Raw genomic sequence first — 15,978 nt, 5'->3', positions numbered from 1 at the left:
ATTCCCACTTGCCATTCCATCCGCTTCCGCTAGCGCTATCTCCTCATGGATAAGCGGAATCAACGGCAGGTGAGAAAGCGCGGGGCACCAAGCCTTATCGCCGACTACAAGCTGTTGCCGGGCGTTCCGGACGAGATGATCGATCCCGGTGGCAGCATCCGCCCCGGCTGGACCACACTGATTTCCGCTCTCGACGAGCTTGGGCACGACGAGCTTGCCGGCCGCTTCGAGCGCGCCGACCAGTATCTGCGCGACGCCGGCGTCTACTATCGCAAGTACGACGGCGCCGAGGGCAAGGAGCGTGCCTGGCCGCTGGCCCATGTCCCGCTGATCCTTGATGAGAGCGAGTGGCTCACCATCACGCGCGGGCTGACCCAGCGCGCCGAACTGCTCGAAACCATCGTGGCCGACATCTACGGCAACAACGAGCTGGTACAGCGCGGGCTGCTGCCGCCCGAGCTGATCGCCCGCAACGACGAGTTCCTGCGGCCGATGGTCGGTATCAAGCCGGCGAGCGGGCACTTCCTCCATTTCTGCGCCTTCGAACTCGGCCGCGGTCCGGATGGCGGCTGGTGGGTTCTGGGTGATCGCACCCAGGCACCGTCGGGCGCCGGTTTCGCCGTCGAGAACCGGGTGGCGACGACGCGTGCCCTGTCCGACATCTATGGCAAGATGCATGTGCATCGGCTGGCCGGTTTCTTCCGCGGCTTTCGCGATGCGCTGAACGGCCTGGCGCGCTCCGGTGATGGTCGCGTCGGCATCCTGACGCCGGGCCAGCACAACGAGACCTATTTCGAGCACGCCTATATCGCGCGCTATCTCGGCTTCACCCTGCTCGAGGGCGAGGACCTGGTGGTGGACAATGGCCAGGTGATGGTGCGCACCGTCTCCGGCCTCAAGCCAATCAGCGTCTTGTGGCGCCGCATGGATGCCAGCTTCGCCGACCCGCTGGAGCTGCGCTACGACAGCCGCATCGGCACGCCCGGCCTCGCCGAGGCGTTGCGACAGGGCAGCATCTCGATGGTCAATGCGCTGGGGACCGGCATCCTCGAGACTCGCGCCTTCTCGGCGTTCATGCCCAATCTCTGCCGCGCGCTAACCGACCGCGACCTGGAGCTGCCATCGATCGCCACATGGTGGTGCGGCGGCGCGGCCGAACGGCAGCACGTCATCGATCACTTCGACACCATGATGGTCGGCTCGGCCTTCGCCACCGGCCTCGCTATCGAGGATCCGCGCGGCACCATCGTCGGCGGCATGCTGCCAGCGGCTGAGCGGCAGGCCATGCTGGCCCGGCTCGAAGCCGAGGGTGGCGCCTTTGTCGGCCAGGAGCAGGTGCAGCTCTCCACCGCCCCGGTCTATGTCGGCGGCAAGCTTGAGCCGCGGCCGATGACGCTGCGCGTCTACGCCGCCCGCACCCGCGACGGCTGGACTGTTATGCCGGGGGGCTTCGCCCGCGTCGGCTCGACTCAGGATTCGACGGCCATCGCCATGCAGCGCGGCGGCCAGGCGGCGGACGTGTGGGTGGTCAGCCCCAAGCCGGTGGAGCGCGTCACGCTGCTCCCCACCGAAGGCGAAAAGCTGGTGCGCATGTCGGCCGGAAGCCTGCCGAGCCGCGCTGCCGACAACCTGATCTGGCTGGGCCGCTACGCCGAGCGCTGCGAAGCCATGGTCCGGATCCTCCGCGCTTACAACGCGCGGCTCGCCGAAGTCTCGAACCCCGACCAGGCTATCCTCAAGGACACCCGCGCCTATCTCGACGGCATCGGCGTCGATGCCTCGGTGCCGCTGCCGCCCGGCCTGCTCGCCGCCATCGATAGCGCTGTGCATAGCGCGAGCCAGATCCGCGACCGCTTCTCGCCCGACGGCTGGCTGGCGCTGACGGATCTGCGGAAGACCGCCCGCAGCTTCGCCCAGCGCGTGCAGTCGGGCGACGACGCGACCCGCGCGATGACCGTGCTGCTGCGCAAGCTCGCCGGCTTCTCCGGCCTCGTGCACGAGAACATGTATCGCTTCGCCGGCTGGCGCTTCCTCGAGATCGGCCGCCGGCTCGAGCGCGGCATCCAGATCGCCGGCAGCGTCGCCTGGTGCACCCGCAAGGGCGCGCCCGAAGGGGCGCTCGACCTGCTGCTCGAAGTTGGCGACAGCGTGATGACCCACCGCCGCCGCTATGCAGTGAGCGCCGGGGTCAACTCCTATGTCGACCTCTTGGTGCTCGATCCGCTGAACCCGCGCTCTGTGCGCTTCCAGATCGCTGAACTGCATCAGCAGCTCGAGCAACTGCCCGGCGGCCTTGAGGATGGGCACCTGTCCACCGCTGCCAAAGCGGCGCTGTCGCTCGATACCGAGCTGCGCGTCACCGAGCCTGAGGACATGTCGACGGCAAAACTCAACCGGCTGGGCATCGAGATCGGCAACCTCGCCGGGCTCATTGCCGACGCCTACTTCGTCTGAGGAGGCGGGCCGTGCTCTACGACGTTCGGCTCGAACTGCACTACGACTACAAGGCCTCCGTGCATGGCGACCGGCACCTGGTGCGTGTCGCGCCGATCTCTATCCCGAACGTCCAGCGCGTCATTGCCTCGTCACTGTCGTTCGAGCCGCGGCCCGAGCAGGAGACGACCTTCGCCGACTATTTCGGCAACCTCGTCACCACCATCGCCTATTCGGGGCGCCACGATCACCTCGACGTGCGGCTGACCGCCCGCGTGCAGGTCGAGGACCTGCATAGCCCGGTCGACCTCTCCCCTACCCTCGATGGGTTGAAGGAGGAACTCGCCACGCTCTGGTCGCTGGCGCCGGATTCGCCGCAGCACTTCCTCAGCGCCTCGCCGCGCATCCCGCTCGATGCCGCAATAACGGACTACGCACGAACTTCCGTGGGCGAGAGCCAGTCCATCTACGCGGCAGCAATGGACCTTTGCATGAAGATCCACCGCGATTTCCGCTACGACAAGCACGCCACCAAGGTCGATACCGGCCCCGCCGAGGCCTTCGCGCTGAAGCGCGGCGTCTGCCAGGACTTCGCCCACGTGATGATCGCCGGCCTCCGCGGCCTCGGCATCCCCGCCGGCTATGTCTCTGGATTCCTTCGTACAATCCCGCCAAAGGGTAAGCCGCGGCTCGAGGGCGCCGACGCCATGCACGCCTGGGTCCGCGTCTGGTGCGGCCAGCACGCTGGCTGGCTCGAGTTCGACCCCACCAACGCCATGCTCGCCGGCCCCGACCACATCACCATCGGCCACGGCCGCGACTATTCCGACGTTTCCCCGATCGTCGGCGTCCTGCGCACCAGCGGCGGCCACACGGCCAAGCAATCGGTCGACGTCGTCCGCGTCGAATAGCCGTCGCCTACTTTTCAGCATCCCCCTGCAACCAATTGTGGCGGTACCCGTTGTTGGGTCAGACGCACCATTGAGGCTGCGTGTCTGCCGGTCCTCCACCGGTAGTGAGAAGGAACGAGAGCGATGACCAAACTTGAGATCGCCAACCTCGAACACGCCGCCCACTCCGCTACCGCCTGGATGCCCGAAGGATACGATGGTCGGGTGCACTACAGCGCGGTGCTGGCTGCAATAGTCCCAGCGGTCGGTATCCTCGCCGTGGCCGCGACTTTGCTGCTCTCTATTCTTTAGGAGCGTCCCATGACTTTAAGCACGATCATCATCATCCTGCTGGTCTTGCTTCTCATCGGCGCCATACCGGCCTGGCCCTACTCCCGCTCCTGGGGAGCTTACCCCTCCGGTATTCTTGGCGTCGTGCTCGTCATTGTCATCATCCTTGTGTTGATGCGCGTATTCTGACGGGCCCTCTGCGAGCCAAGGTCGCCCCCCTTACGGCTCGCCATAGCACCCCGGTTCGCCCCCGAACCGGGGTGCGCTCTTTTTGCGCACGCAAGTAGTCGTGCCCGCCCGCACCGGAACCCGTTGAACTGCTTGTGCGTTGAACAGTAACCACAGAGGAGCGACCACCATGGCATCCACTACCGATATGGCACCCAACCGCACCGCCGCCAAAGCCCCGGCCCGCCGAGCTGCGAACGGCCCGCGTCGCGCTGCAGCGCGCCAGAGCCGCGAGGACGAGCTATCCGCTCAGGTGCACCAGTTACAGACCGACCTGAAGTCGATCGCTGCGACTCTGGCAAATCTCGCCGAGGACAAGGTCAGCGACGCCCAGCGGCTGGCCAAGCGCGAGGTAAAGAACCTTGCCAAGAATGGCCAGCACGCCGTGGAAGACATCCAAGACGAGTTCGGCCAGCTGGAAAAGCAGATCAAGGATACCATCCGCGAGAAGCCGCTGACTGCCGTCGCCGGCGCCATCGCGCTCGGCTTCGTACTCGCCGTCGTTTCGAGGTAGCTCCATGCACCTCTTGGCGCTGGCGGCTTCGGTCCTCGGGATCGAGGTCGACGAGTTGCTCGAACACTTCAAGAACAACGCCATGGCCTGGTCGGCCGTGGCGCTTTTCGCGTTGATCGGGCTCGCGTTCCTGCTGGTCGCGCTCCACGCCTGGTTCGCCTTGATGTGGGGGCCCATCGTGGCTCCGCTGGTCATCGGCGCCGGTGCGATCGTCGTGGCGCTGGGAATCTATGCGGCTATCGCCATAACCGACAGTATCGCCAAACGCCGTGCGGCGCAGCGGCGTAACGCGGCCGAAAAGACCGCGCTCGTCACCACGGCGGCCCTGACGGCGCTGCCTTTGGTGCTGAAGTCCGACATCATGAAGAAGGTCGGCATTCCGATCGGCGGGGCACTGGCTGCAGCCTACCTGCTGGCCAAGCCAGGTGGCGGCTCGCATGGCGAGCGGCACGGCAACGGCCACGATCCGGACTGATCACTTCGCCACATTTCAGGGAACCTCGCTCGGCCCCCCACGTTATCTGCATCACCTGCAGTTGCGGTTGAGTTGTGCAGGTCAAGGAAGAATTCCAGGAGTGTGAGCTATGACCCACATCAAGCGGAAGATCGTGACCATTCTGACCGACGACCACATCGCGGATGCTGAGAAGATCACCATCCTGCGTCAGCTCGAGGCGGACTCGCTCTCCAAGGAGCGCAGCGCCACCGAGGGTATGACCCCGGTCGACGGCGACGACGGCGAAGACCTTAAGGCCATCGAAAACGCCCTGCGAAAGCTGGGCCAGCAACCGGTGGAAGGCGGCGCCGCCAGCCTTTGACGGAAACGCAGACTGAGTAGGAGCGCCCCGCCCCGACACCCGCGGCGGGGCGTCGCTTTGTCAGGCCGCCTCGATGGCGGGATTGGCGGCCTCGGCCGGTTTGTCGGTGGCCGGCCGCACGACACGCAGGCCCTGGGCGTGGATCCTGAGGTCCGTCAAACGTTCAAGCGGGATCAACTCGCCATCGATGACCGCCAGGGCCGAAGCCTTGCGCCTGGGGAAATAGAGGCTCACCTGGGTCACCTCGCGCTCCGATACCAGCGGATGCGCCTTCCAGTTGCCGAAGACGAGCGACAGGGCGAGCCGCGCCAGCTCAGCCGGCGGCATCGGCTTGACGACATAGATTCCGAGGACGCCCCGATCGACGACCTCGGCGTAGGGTACGTGCCCCTCGCCGAGGACGTTGTTGGAAACGGCAATGGCCGTCGCCTTGCGCCGCTCGGTGCCCTGCCGGGTGCTGATCTCCGCGTCGAACACCAGCGGTCGCGACAGCGCCAGCCCGACTGCCCTGAGGCTCGCCAGGATCTTGCCCCAGCGGCTGTGATAGGTGAGTTCGTTGCGGATCCGAACCAGCCGCGAGTGTAGCCCCACCGAGAACTGGTGGACGAACGGACGGCCATTGGCAGTCGCAATGTCGACAGCGGCCACCTCGCCCCGCGCAATGGCCTCCAGCGCCGCCTCGAGCTGCAACGGCACGCCCAGCGACCGGGCGAACAAGTTCATCGTACCGGCGGGAAGCACTGCGAGCGCCATCTTGTGAGCAAAGCAGATCCCGGCCGCTGCCGAGATCGTTCCGTCCCCGCCGCCGGCCAGCACGACGTCGGATGCCGGGTCTCCGGCAGCCCGCTCCAGCTCGGCAAGTAGTTCGTTGCCATCGACCACCCGGCATTCGAGCACGTGGCCCTGTTCGGTGAAGATCTTCTCGGCCATGGCAACGAACGCCGACATGTCCATGGTGCGGAACGTGCCGCCGTCCTTGTTGAAGACGCCGATGAAGTGCATGCCCGCCTCCGTTGCCCGCCTCGCCTCGACGAGACCGCTTTGTTCCTTAGGCCGCCGGCGAAACATCCAGTCGCGGCAATTGCACAGTCACGGAAGTACCACCGCCGGCCCGTGTGCGATACTCCGGCTCGGCCCCGCCGAACTGCCGCGCCAGCTGCTTGACGATCAGCGCGCCGAGTCCGTCTTCACCGTCAGTAGTGGCCATGCCTTTGCCGCTGTCCTCGACCGTGAGCTGGGTCACGCCTCCGTCCGGTCGATCGAAGCGCACCCAGATCGTGCCGACCTGGCCCTCATCGAAGGCGTGCTTGACCGCGTTAGTCACCAACTCGCTGAGCACGATCCCCAAGCTCGTTGCATCGCGCGCCGGGATGACCATTGCCTGAAGCTGCTTCTCGAACCTCACCGGCTTGCTTGGTGGCACGGTCGTCGCGAGATCGTCTATGACATCTGACAGGAACTCGGCCGCATCGGTGGTTTCGAGGTCAGCGCCCAGCCGCAGCCGGCGGTGACCGGAGGCGATCGCCTGCACACGCAGCTGTGCCGCCTCGAGGGCGTTGCGCACTTCGTCGGAGGACGTGCGCGCCAACTGCAGGCCGAGCAGCGATGATACGGTCGCCAGCGAGTTGCCGATGCGGTGGTTGGTGTCTTGCAACAGCGTTTCGAGCCGGGCCTGCTCGCGCTCGGCACGGCCTCGCGCCTCCTCGACCTCCGCAGTTCGTATCCGCACATGTTCCTCCAGCTCGACGTTCTGGCTGCGGAGGAGGCTCTGCTCCTCCGATAGCCTCGCGACCTTTCTCTGGGTCCTGGAGAGCAGAGCGTAGGCAAGGATGGCGGCGGCACCCAAGGCAGCGAGAATAGTGAACACCAGCAGCTGCCGGTACATCTCCATCCGACCGTTGCGCTCGACGAGTTTCCCGTCTTCATCGCCGATCACCAGGCGGAGCGATGTGCTGATCCGCTCCATCAGTTCGAGTCCGGTGTCGGAACGCAGCAGGGCCAGTGCCTCGGCACTCTGCCCGGCCGACATCAGTTCGATAGTGCGCGCCATCTCGGCGCGCTTGGCGTCGAGATCGGGCACCAGGCCCTCGATCCGGGCGCGCTGCGTGGGGTTGTCGCTGAGCAGCGCCAGGAGGTGCTGGTAAGTCTGGCTCAGATTGCCGACTGCAGCGTTGTAGGGATCCAGATAGGTCTCGTCGCGGGTGATCAGGTAGCCGCGCTGCCCGGTCTCGGCATTGACGATCGCCAGCATCAACTCGCGCGCCTGGCGCCGGATCTCGTAGGTCTTGGCGATATCGGCGAGCTGGCTGTCGACGGTGCGCACCAGATAGAGCGAAGCCGCCACCGCGACGAGCACCAGCGTCATCGAGGCAATGATGGCGATGCGCCGCACCCCTCGCCGCGGCGCAGCGTAATCGATCGACTGCGTGCTGACATCAAGCATCAAGGCGCCGTTCCTCGGCCGGGATGGTGCTGGACGACCCGGCTTTGCTTGCGGGATCAAACGATCGAAAGAACTGGAGGATGCTTAGGCCGACCGGGTGGCAAGAATGCGGCTCGTTCATATCAGGGGCCGTTTCCCCTCGCCGAGCCCATCCCAGCCGGCGAGCCCGGCCAGCGCCTCCGGATCGAGCACTTCACACGCGCGATCGTGCCAGCGAATAAGCTTCCGCTCGGCGAGTTTGCGCAACGTCTTGTTGGTATGAACGATCGACAACCCCAGCGTATCGGCGACGTGCTGCTGGGTAATCGGGATCATGTGCTTGGAGGCCCGGGACTGCCCGACCTGTTCGGAGCGCTGATGCAGGAAGGCAATCAGGTAGGCAGCCCGCTCCATGGCGCTGCGGCGCCCCAGGCTCAGCAGGTTCTCGTCGAGCATGCGCTCCTCGCGCGACGCCAGCCAGGTGACATCGAAGGCAAGGCCGGGATGGTTCTCGAAAAGCGTCGGGAGGTTGTCGCGCTGGAACACGCACAGCACCACTGCAGACAGCGACTCCACCGAGTGTTCCATCTCACCGATCACCGACCCCTGCAGGCCGACCAGGTCGCCTGGCAGCAGGTAGTTGAGGATCTGCCGGCGGCCATCCTCGAGCGTCTTGAAGCGGAATGCCCAGCCCGAAAGCAGGGTGAACAGCTGGGCGCTATGCGCTCCTTCGGCGAGGATCGTCGAGCCGGGCTCGCTCACGAGTTCGCCGCGCTTGAAGGCGCTGACGAACTTGAGCTCCTCCGGCGTGAAATTCCGAAAGTGCTCGTTGTCGCGAAGCGGGCAGGCCTCGCATGGGATGCGTCGAGCGGTTGCGGCGTTGGCCAGGGTCATGCTCACAGTTCGGGCTCTGCGCAGCATGTCGGATGGGCCGGCGAACGCAACTGGTAACTGTGCCGGGCGCACCCACCAGGCATGTCATTGTTAAATGACCGATCTTGCCGAACCACCGATGGTGCGGGCCATTTCCATCGCGTCATGGTCACAACCCAATGCACGGACTGCGCGTCCTCGTCGTCGAGGAAGAATATCTCGTTGCTGCCGACGTCGAGGAGACGCTGCGAACTGCAGGTGCCGAGGTAACAATCAAGCGGGACGCCGAGGAAGCGCGAGCCCTCGACCTCTCCGCCTTCGATTTCGCGGTGATCGAAGCGAAGTTCGGCAGCCCCGCCGCACTGGCACTCAGCAACGCGCTTCGAACCGCCGGAATCGGGGTCGTCGTGACCTCTGCCGACCGCGCGGTACAGTCGCTCTTCACCGGTGCAATCCCCCTGCAGAAGCCTTTCGACTCCACTGCCCTGCTGGCGGCCTGCGACGCCGCCGCGACCCTTCGTTTCCCCAGCTCGCTTACGTGAAACGGGGCGTCGTGGTGACCTGCGCCGACACCGCATCCGGCCCGTAGTCGGACTCGCCGGTGATCTTCAGCAGTTCCTGCAGCTTGGTACGCGCGCGGCTGACGCGGCTCTTCATCGTGCCGACCGCGCATTTGCAGATCTCGGCCGCTTCCTCGTAGGAAAAGCCCGACGCGCCGATCAGGATGATCGCTTCGCGCTGGTCGTCCGGCAGCTTGTCGAGCGCCTTCCGGAAATCGCCTAGGTCCAATATGCCGTACTGCGCCGGGTGCACCGCCAAGCGCTCGGTGAACGCGCCGTCGCTATCCTGCACCTCACGGCCGCGCTTGCGCATCTGGCTGTAGAATTCGTTGCGAAGGATCGTGAACAGCCACGCCTTCATGTTGGTGCCCATCTCGAAGCTGTCCTGCTTCGCCCAGGCCTTCATCACTGTATCCTGAACGAGGTCGTCGGCCTTGTCGTGGCGGCCGGAGAGCGACACTGCGAAAGCCCGGAGACTCGGCAGGGTCGAGAGCAGCTCACGCTTGAAGCTCGGTTTCTCGGCTTCCATGAACTACTCACCCTTCGAGGGCTTGGTCTGCTTCTCGACGGCATCGAGCTGTTCCAGCAGGTCGATGAGCTTGGAAGGGATCTGCTCGCCCTGTACTGCGCCGTAAAGCGCGCGCAGCTTATTGCCGATGTCCGAGTTTGGCCCCAGCCCATCGTCGCGGCGGCGCGGCCGCATCATACCCAAATCATTCATTGTTGTTTTGTCTCGCATAAACCCTTAGCCCCACAGCAGGATCTGACGCCCCATACTCCAGCTGCGGCTACCTAAATGCGCCGCAGCAAAAAAAGTTCCACGCGAACGGGAACCAAGTTTTCAGCATACCGTTCTCGATGATGGTAAGCTCTAATAGCGTCACGGGAGTAGCATATCGATGTCCCTATCTACGCGGATCGCACCGCATCTTCCTTATTTGCGCAGGTTTTCGCGCGCCGTCACCGGCTCGCAGACTTCGGGCGACGCCTATGTAGCGGCAACGCTCGAGGCTTTGATTGCCGATCTGACGATCTTCCCCCAAGCGAGCAATGATCGTATCGCGCTCTACCGGCTGTATTCGGCCCTGTTCTCCAGCTCGGCCATCCGCGTACCGGAACCGAGTTCGACCTTCCCCTGGGAATCACGCGCGGCGGCCAATCTCGCCAATCTCGCCCCACGACCGCGCCAGGCGTTCCTGCTCGTCGCAGTGGAAGGCTTCACCCACGCCGAAGCCGCGGAAATCCTCGACGTTTCCACCGACGAGTTCGCTGACCTGCTCTCGCAGGCCTCCGCCGACATCTCGCGCCAGGTGGCGACCGATATCCTCATTATCGAGGACGAGCCGCTGATTGCGATGGATATCGAGCAGATGGTGGAGGGCCTCGGCCACCGGGTCGTCGGTATTGCCCGCACCCACAAGGAAGCGGTGGCGCTGTACCATAAGACCAAGCCGCGGATGATCCTCGCCGACATCCAGCTCGCCGACGGATCCTCGGGCATCGATGCGGTCAACGACATCCTCCACGCCCATCCGATCCCGGTGATCTTCATCACGGCGTTCCCCGAGCGCCTGCTGACCGGCGAGCGGCCGGAGCCGACATTCCTCGTCACCAAGCCGTTCAACCCCGACATGGTGCGGGCGCTGATCAGCCAGGCGCTGTTCTTCGACGAAGGCTCGCGGGCTGCGGCCTGACGAAATCCGGACGCCCCTCCGGAGATAAGCCGGGCTCCTGCCCGGCTTCTTTTTTTGCCCGGAACCCACGACGCCGCCCGCCGTTACTCCTTGATCAACGGAGCCACGAGAATGTTGCAATACGCTCTGCTTTTTCTGGTCATCGCGATCGTCGCCGGCGTGCTCGGCTTTGGTGGAATCGCTGGGACCGCCTCGGGCATCGCACAGATCCTGTTCTTCCTGTTCCTCGCCTTCCTGGTGGTCTCGCTGATCATCGGCCTGTTCCGGCGCGCTTCGTAATACCAGACGCAGAACTCGGGCCGTCCCAGCCGGGTCCGCGGTTCGAGGTGGCGGCGGCTCCATCCGAGTGGATGGAGCCGCTAGCTCCATGGGGCACAAGAACGGCCCCCGAAGCGGGCCAAGGGGGCGCAAAAAAGGCCCCGCCGAAGCGGGGCCAAGTGAGGCAACTCGTTTTCAGTGCAGGCGGTTGAACCAGTCATCCACCTCGCGCTCGGCTTCTTCCTGCACCTTGCCGTAGCGCTCCTGGATTTTGCCGGCGAGTTGCTTGCGGCTGCCTTTGATGATGTCGAGGTCACTGTCGGTCAGCTTGCCCCACTGGGTCTGGACCTTACCCTTGAACTGCTCCCAGTTGCCTTCCATCTGGTTCCAATTCATCGCTAATCTCCCTTTCTCAGTGTTGAGGAAAGGAGCCGCCGTCTCGGTGGGCTCCTGGAAAAAGAACGCCTCGCGAGGGTGTCGGTTCCGCAAAAGCCTTGCCAGCCGGCGTTGCTTTGGGTTTTGTGCGAGCGATGCAGAACCCGCTCGCCCCACCCGTCGTCGAGATCGCCGATCTTCACAAGTCCTACGGCCCGCTCGAGGTGCTCAAAGGCGTGTCGATGACCGCCCGCCAGGGGGAGGTGGTGGCTCTGATCGGCTCCTCCGGTTCCGGCAAATCGACGCTGCTGCGCTGCATCAACATGCTCGAAGTGCCCGAGAGCGGCACGGTACGGGTCGGCGGCGAGGAGATTGCCCTGACCGGCAAGCCGCCGCATCGCAAGCCCGCCGACGAGCAGCAGATCCGCCGCATCCGCTCCGAGCTGGGCATGGTCTTCCAGTCGTTCAACCTGTGGAGCCACATGTCGGTGCTCGGCAACGTCATGGAGGCACCGGTCCGGGTGCAGAAGCGCGATCGTGCCGAGGTGCATGCCGAGGCGCTGGAAATGCTGGCCAAGGTCGGCATTCGCGACAAGGCAGAGAACTATCCCAGCCAGCTCTCCGGCGGCCAGCAGCAGCGCGCCGCGATTGCTCGGGCCCTGTGCATCAACCCCAAGGTGATGCTGTTCGACGAGCCAACCTCGGCGCTCGACCCCGAACTCGAGGTCGAAGTATTGCGGGTGATCAAGCTGCTGGCTGACGAAGGGCGGACGATGATCCTCGTTACCCACGACATGCAGTTCGCCAAGACCATCGCCGACCGGGTGATCTTCCTGCACCAGGGCAAGATCGAGGAAGAGGGCACGGTGGCCGAGGTGTTCGGCGCCACCAAGTCGACCCGGCTCAAGCAATTCCTCAGCGCGGCCGGTCACGGGTGATCCGGCCTCTGCCGCGGATCGAGCCTGTGCAACAATCTTCTAATGATTGACCAACCGGTAAAAACCGATAGCGTTGTCGCAATGCCCGCCTCCGCAAGGCGGCGCGACCAATCAGCCGGGGGTTGGACCGGCAAAGAAAAGCCGGCATCAGCCCGGCGACAGGAGAGACAATGAAGAAGTTTGTCATCGCGGCAGCGGCGGCTATCGCCATGCTCGCGACTGCAGCCAATGCCCAGGCCATTCGCATCGGTACCGAGGGGGCATACGAGCCCTGGAACTACGTCGACGCCAGCGGCAATCTCGCCGGTCTCGACATCGACGTCATGAACGAGCTGTGCAAGCGGGCTGCCCTCGAATGCACTTTCGTGCAGACGGCCTGGGATACGATCATCCCGAACCTCAATGCCGGCAACTACGACGTGATCGCTGCAGGCATGTCGATCACCGACGAGCGCAAGCAGTCGATCAACTTCACCGCCGACTATTCCCCGCCCGATCCCTCGGGCTACATGATGCTGGCGAGCAGCACCGTCGATCCCGCCAAGCTGACCGGCGTCAAGATCGGCACCCAGACCGGGACGATCCAGGCCGACTACGCGGCTGCGAACCTTGCCACCGGCAACACGCTGCTGACGTTTGATACGGCGGCCGACGCGCTGGCCGACCTGATGGCGGGCAACATCGACGTCATCCTTGCCGACAGCTCCTATATCGACGAAGCCGTCGCCAATTCGGCCAATGCGCTCAAGACCAGCGACATCACCGTGGCGATCGGTGGCGGCGTCGGCGCGGGCGTCCGCAAGGCCGACACCGAACTGCTGGCGAAACTGGATGAAGCGCTGGCCGCGGCCAAGGCCGACGGCACCATCGACGCGCTGATCACCAAGCACTTCCCGCAGCGCAAGGGCCCGTTCTACGCCAACTGATCCAAGGGCGGCGGGCCTCGGTCCGCCGCCCTCTGCTGCGCGGGAGCGCGATGACCGAATCCTTTGAGTTCTGGGCCTCCTACCTGACCAATGGCAGGCACCTGAACTGGTACGCCAGTTTCCAGTATACCGTCATCGCCGCCCTCCTGGGCGGCGCTTTTGCGTTGCTGTTTGGCGTCGCGGGCGCCGGGCTGCGCAATTCGACCGCCCGCCCGTTACAGGTGATTGGCAGCATCTACATCAACATGGTCCGCGGCGTGCCGGACGTGCTGTTCTTCATCTTCTTCCCGCTCGCCTTCGAGCAACTGGTCGAACTGTTCATCGCGCAGGGGGTCTGCCCGCCGGGCGAGGGAACGGCCGGCATCTGGCCGCCCTGCCCCGCTGCCAACTGGTATCTCGGCACCGGGGAGTATTTGCTGCTCGCATCGGTATCGCTGGGCATTGTCTACGGCGCGTTCACCGCCAACGTGATCTTCGGCGCGCTGAAGAGCGTGCCGCAAGGCCAACTCGAGGCGGCGCGGGCGTTCGGCATGTCGCGCTGGCAGGTGCTCTGGCGCGTTCATATCCGGCAGATGTGGGTCTACGCGCTGCCGGGCCTCTCCAATTGCTGGCTGCTGCTCATCAAGGCAACGTCGCTGCTGTCGCTGCTGCAGATCTCGGACATCGTGCGCGGCGCCAGCCTGCTCGGCGCGCCGAACTTCAGCCGCAGCGCCGGCGTGATCCACGGCGACTGGCGCTGGGGCTACTACCTGGCGCTGCTGCTGTTCTACATCATCGTGACGTACATCTCCGAGAAGGGCTTCGCGGCCCTGACCCGCTGGGCTTCGCGCGGCATGGCGGTGGCGGGATCGACGACATGATGGAGATGCTCGCGCCGATCTGGAACGACGTGACGGTGCTGGCGCGCGCCACGCTGTTCAACCTCTATTTCGCGTTTGCATCCATCCCGATCGGCTTCGTGCTGGCGATCCTGCTGGCCCTCGGACGCGCGTCTTCGAACAAGCTGCTCGCCCAGCTTTGCGGCGGCTACATCTATGCCTTCCGCGGCTCGCCCTTCTTCATCCAGCTCTTCATGTTCTATTCGCTGGCGCTGGCATTGAATGTCACGGTGTGGAAGCCGTGGGGCGTCGACTGGTTTGTACTCAACCCGCTGTTCCTGGGCCCGCTGATCCTCGCCATGAACACCACGGCCTATACGGCAGAGATCTTCTACGGTGCGCTGCGGGCCGTTCCCAGGGGTGAACTCGAAGCCGCTCGGGCCTATGGCATGACCCGCCTCGAGCAGTTCCGGCGAGTGACCTGGCCGCACCTTATCCGACTTGCCTGGCCGGCCTACACCAACGAGGTGGTGTTCCTGTTCCACGCCACCGCCCTGGTCTATTTCACGCTGCCGGTGATCGACGGCCAGCGCGACCTGATGAGCCAGGCGGAAGACCTGTTCGAGCGCGACTACAACGCCGTGCTGCACTTCTCAGTCGCGGCGGGGTATTTTCTCGCCATCTCGCTCGCGGTTTTCTTCGTCTTCGGACTCGTATACCGCCGTCTGACGCAGCACATGCCCGGCGCGCCGCCTCCCGCCCGCTTCGGGCTCATCCGCCTGACGAGGTAAGCTCTTGAGCTTTGAACGAAAAACCGTAGCGCTGCGTGGCGATACCCCCGGCGCGACCACCGACTTCACCTACTACGTGATCGGCCCCAAGGACGCGCCGGAAAAGGTCCACCTGCAGGCGGCGCTGCATGCCGACGAGCACCCAGGCACCATGGTGCTGCACCACCTGCTGCCGATGCTGCGCCAGGCCGACGACCAAGCGCTGCTCCGCGCTCGCTTCACGGTGATGCCGCTGGTCAACCCACTGGGCATGGCGACGTTCTCGCTGCGCCGGCATATCGGCCGCTACGACGCCAACACCGGCATCAACTTCAACCGCCGCTGGCCCGACCTGTTCGCGGCGATCCGCTCTCAGCTCAATGGCCGGCTCTCGGATGACGAGCGCTTCAACGTCAACCTGATCCGCAAAGCCGTGTCGAACTGGATCGACGCCCAGCAGCCGCGCAACGCCAACGAGCAGCTTCGCCTGTTGGTGCTGAAGGAAGCGCATGACGCCGAGTTCGTGTTCGACCTCCACTGCGACGACGACTCGCTGATCCATATCTTCACCTCGCCCGAGCTGATGCCGGAGTTGCAGGACCTCGCCGACTGGATGGGCGCCGCGGCAACGCTGACTGCGGCTGACAGCGGTGGCGGCTCGTTCGACGAGGTGCTGCCGCAGCTCTATCGCAAGGTGGCCCTCGCCAATCCCGGCAAGCCCGTGCCGATGGCCAGCGCTACCGCGACGCTGGAATATCGCGGCCAGGCCGACGTGTTCGATCATTTTGGCGCTGACGACGCGCGACGGCTCTGGGGGTTCCTCTGCGAGCGGAACCTGGTCGATGCGGATCCGGGCGGGCGCCCGGCACCGCTCTCCGAGGCGACCCCGTTCGAGGCAACCGAGATCGTGAAGGTCGATCGACCGGGACTGGTTGCTTATCGCGTCGAACTCGGCGAGCGGGTGACCAAGGGCCAGCCGGTGGCGGACCTGATCGCGCTCGACGGGCCGGAGGCGTTCATGGGCCGTACCCCGATCCTTGCCGGGACGGATGGGCTGGTGCTGTCGCGGGTTTCGGCGAAATATGCGCCGCGCGGGGCTGGTATCATGAAGATCGTCGGCAAGACGACGCTGAGCGGCCGCAAGGGCGCGTACCTGCTCGAAGACTAGCG

Annotated in this window: 21 protein-coding genes; 15 read left to right on the top strand and 6 right to left on the bottom strand. The window is 64.9% G+C overall.

Annotated features, from left to right (window positions below):
* Positions 1-45 precede the first annotated feature (45 nt).
* From AC1DWU_RS04085 to AC1DWU_RS04055, 7 genes are all read left to right on the top strand, one after another.
* Positions 46-2,454, top strand: coding sequence for a circularly permuted type 2 ATP-grasp protein (locus AC1DWU_RS04085; RefSeq protein WP_477148691.1), 2,409 nt, complete (start codon positions 46-48; stop codon positions 2,452-2,454).
* A gap of 11 nt (positions 2,455-2,465) precedes the next feature.
* The gene (locus AC1DWU_RS04080) at positions 2,466-3,344 is read left to right on the top strand and encodes a transglutaminase family protein (protein WP_477148690.1); all 879 of its coding nucleotides are present in this window, start codon (positions 2,466-2,468) and stop codon (positions 3,342-3,344) included.
* Positions 3,345-3,467: 123 nt separating this feature from the next.
* The gene (locus AC1DWU_RS04075; RefSeq protein WP_477148689.1) at positions 3,468-3,635 is read left to right on the top strand and encodes a hypothetical protein; all 168 of its coding nucleotides are present in this window, start codon (positions 3,468-3,470) and stop codon (positions 3,633-3,635) included.
* Between the two features lie 9 nt (positions 3,636-3,644).
* A complete protein-coding gene (locus tag AC1DWU_RS04070) occupies positions 3,645-3,803 on the top strand; it encodes a DUF3309 family protein (protein ID WP_299643463.1) in 159 nt (52 codons plus the stop codon).
* Between the two features lie 169 nt (positions 3,804-3,972).
* Positions 3,973-4,356 carry an ElaB/YgaM/YqjD family protein gene (locus tag AC1DWU_RS04065; RefSeq protein ID WP_477148688.1) on the top strand — a complete coding sequence of 128 codons (384 nt, stop codon included), beginning with the start codon at positions 3,973-3,975 and terminating at the stop codon, positions 4,354-4,356.
* A gap of 4 nt (positions 4,357-4,360) precedes the next feature.
* Positions 4,361-4,831 (top strand): hypothetical protein, encoded by a 471-nt coding sequence (locus AC1DWU_RS04060; RefSeq protein WP_477148687.1) that lies wholly within the window; start codon positions 4,361-4,363, stop codon positions 4,829-4,831.
* A 109-nt stretch (positions 4,832-4,940) separates the two neighbouring features.
* Positions 4,941-5,174 (top strand): hypothetical protein, encoded by a 234-nt coding sequence (locus AC1DWU_RS04055; RefSeq protein WP_477148686.1) that lies wholly within the window; start codon positions 4,941-4,943, stop codon positions 5,172-5,174.
* Positions 5,175-5,234: 60 nt separating this feature from the next.
* Here AC1DWU_RS04055 and AC1DWU_RS04050 read toward each other — a convergent pair whose 3' ends face one another.
* The 3 genes from AC1DWU_RS04050 to AC1DWU_RS04040 all read right to left on the bottom strand — a co-directional run bounded on the left by AC1DWU_RS04050 (position 5,235) and on the right by AC1DWU_RS04040 (position 8,490).
* Positions 5,235-6,176 carry a diacylglycerol/lipid kinase family protein gene (locus tag AC1DWU_RS04050; RefSeq protein WP_477148685.1) on the bottom strand — a complete coding sequence of 314 codons (942 nt, stop codon included), beginning with the start codon at positions 6,174-6,176 and terminating at the stop codon, positions 5,235-5,237.
* A gap of 46 nt (positions 6,177-6,222) precedes the next feature.
* The gene (locus AC1DWU_RS04045; RefSeq protein WP_477148684.1) at positions 6,223-7,617 is read right to left on the bottom strand and encodes a sensor histidine kinase; all 1,395 of its coding nucleotides are present in this window, start codon (positions 7,615-7,617) and stop codon (positions 6,223-6,225) included.
* 117 nt (positions 7,618-7,734) lie between these two features.
* Positions 7,735-8,490 (bottom strand): Crp/Fnr family transcriptional regulator, encoded by a 756-nt coding sequence (locus AC1DWU_RS04040; protein WP_477149054.1) that lies wholly within the window; start codon positions 8,488-8,490, stop codon positions 7,735-7,737.
* Between the two features lie 158 nt (positions 8,491-8,648).
* Here AC1DWU_RS04040 and AC1DWU_RS04035 point away from each other — a divergent pair, with 158 nt between their 5' ends.
* The gene (locus AC1DWU_RS04035) at positions 8,649-9,011 is read left to right on the top strand and encodes a hypothetical protein (protein WP_477148683.1); all 363 of its coding nucleotides are present in this window, start codon (positions 8,649-8,651) and stop codon (positions 9,009-9,011) included.
* Here the strand turns inward: AC1DWU_RS04035 and AC1DWU_RS04030 are convergent.
* Together AC1DWU_RS04030 and AC1DWU_RS04025 are read right to left on the bottom strand one after the other, a co-directional pair.
* Positions 9,004-9,558 (bottom strand): RNA polymerase sigma factor, encoded by a 555-nt coding sequence (locus AC1DWU_RS04030; protein ID WP_477148682.1) that lies wholly within the window; start codon positions 9,556-9,558, stop codon positions 9,004-9,006. The two genes, AC1DWU_RS04035 and AC1DWU_RS04030, sit on opposite strands and share 8 nt — an antisense overlap.
* Before the next feature lie 3 nt (positions 9,559-9,561).
* Complete coding sequence (locus tag AC1DWU_RS04025) at positions 9,562-9,735, bottom strand: NepR family anti-sigma factor (RefSeq protein ID WP_477148681.1); 174 nt, start codon at positions 9,733-9,735, stop codon at positions 9,562-9,564.
* A gap of 193 nt (positions 9,736-9,928) precedes the next feature.
* Here AC1DWU_RS04025 and AC1DWU_RS04020 point away from each other — a divergent pair, with 193 nt between their 5' ends.
* Both AC1DWU_RS04020 and AC1DWU_RS04015 read left to right on the top strand, forming a co-directional pair.
* Positions 9,929-10,723 carry a response regulator gene (locus tag AC1DWU_RS04020; protein ID WP_477148680.1) on the top strand — a complete coding sequence of 265 codons (795 nt, stop codon included), beginning with the start codon at positions 9,929-9,931 and terminating at the stop codon, positions 10,721-10,723.
* 111 nt (positions 10,724-10,834) lie between these two features.
* Positions 10,835-11,002 carry a DUF1328 domain-containing protein gene (locus AC1DWU_RS04015; RefSeq protein ID WP_477148679.1) on the top strand — a complete coding sequence of 56 codons (168 nt, stop codon included), beginning with the start codon at positions 10,835-10,837 and terminating at the stop codon, positions 11,000-11,002.
* Between the two features lie 174 nt (positions 11,003-11,176).
* Here the strand turns inward: AC1DWU_RS04015 and AC1DWU_RS04010 are convergent, their stop codons facing one another.
* A complete protein-coding gene (locus AC1DWU_RS04010; protein ID WP_477148678.1) occupies positions 11,177-11,377 on the bottom strand; it encodes a CsbD family protein in 201 nt (66 codons plus the stop codon).
* A 134-nt stretch (positions 11,378-11,511) separates the two neighbouring features.
* Between AC1DWU_RS04010 and AC1DWU_RS04005 the strand changes: the two genes are divergently transcribed.
* From AC1DWU_RS04005 to AC1DWU_RS03985, 5 genes are all read left to right on the top strand, one after another.
* Complete coding sequence (locus tag AC1DWU_RS04005; RefSeq protein ID WP_477148677.1) at positions 11,512-12,294, top strand: ABC transporter ATP-binding protein; 783 nt, start codon at positions 11,512-11,514, stop codon at positions 12,292-12,294.
* Positions 12,295-12,464: 170 nt separating this feature from the next.
* Positions 12,465-13,220, top strand: a complete 756-nt coding sequence (locus AC1DWU_RS04000; RefSeq protein ID WP_477148676.1) for a transporter substrate-binding domain-containing protein — start codon at positions 12,465-12,467, stop codon at positions 13,218-13,220.
* Positions 13,221-13,270: 50 nt separating this feature from the next.
* A complete protein-coding gene (locus AC1DWU_RS03995) occupies positions 13,271-14,080 on the top strand; it encodes an ABC transporter permease subunit (protein WP_477148675.1) in 810 nt (269 codons plus the stop codon).
* On the top strand, positions 14,077-14,829 hold the full coding sequence (locus tag AC1DWU_RS03990) for an ABC transporter permease subunit (RefSeq protein WP_477148674.1): 753 nt from the start codon (positions 14,077-14,079) through the stop codon (positions 14,827-14,829). Before AC1DWU_RS03995 ends, AC1DWU_RS03990 begins: the two co-directional genes overlap by 4 nt.
* 4 nt (positions 14,830-14,833) lie before the next feature.
* A complete protein-coding gene (locus AC1DWU_RS03985; protein WP_477148673.1) occupies positions 14,834-15,976 on the top strand; it encodes a succinylglutamate desuccinylase/aspartoacylase family protein in 1,143 nt (380 codons plus the stop codon).
* Positions 15,977-15,978 lie beyond the last annotated feature (2 nt).

The sequence above is a fragment of the Devosia sp. P2_G7 genome, from assembly GCF_056403495.1.
Note: the sequence above shows the minus strand (reverse complement) of the source record. Positions and strands in the feature narration are given on the sequence as shown.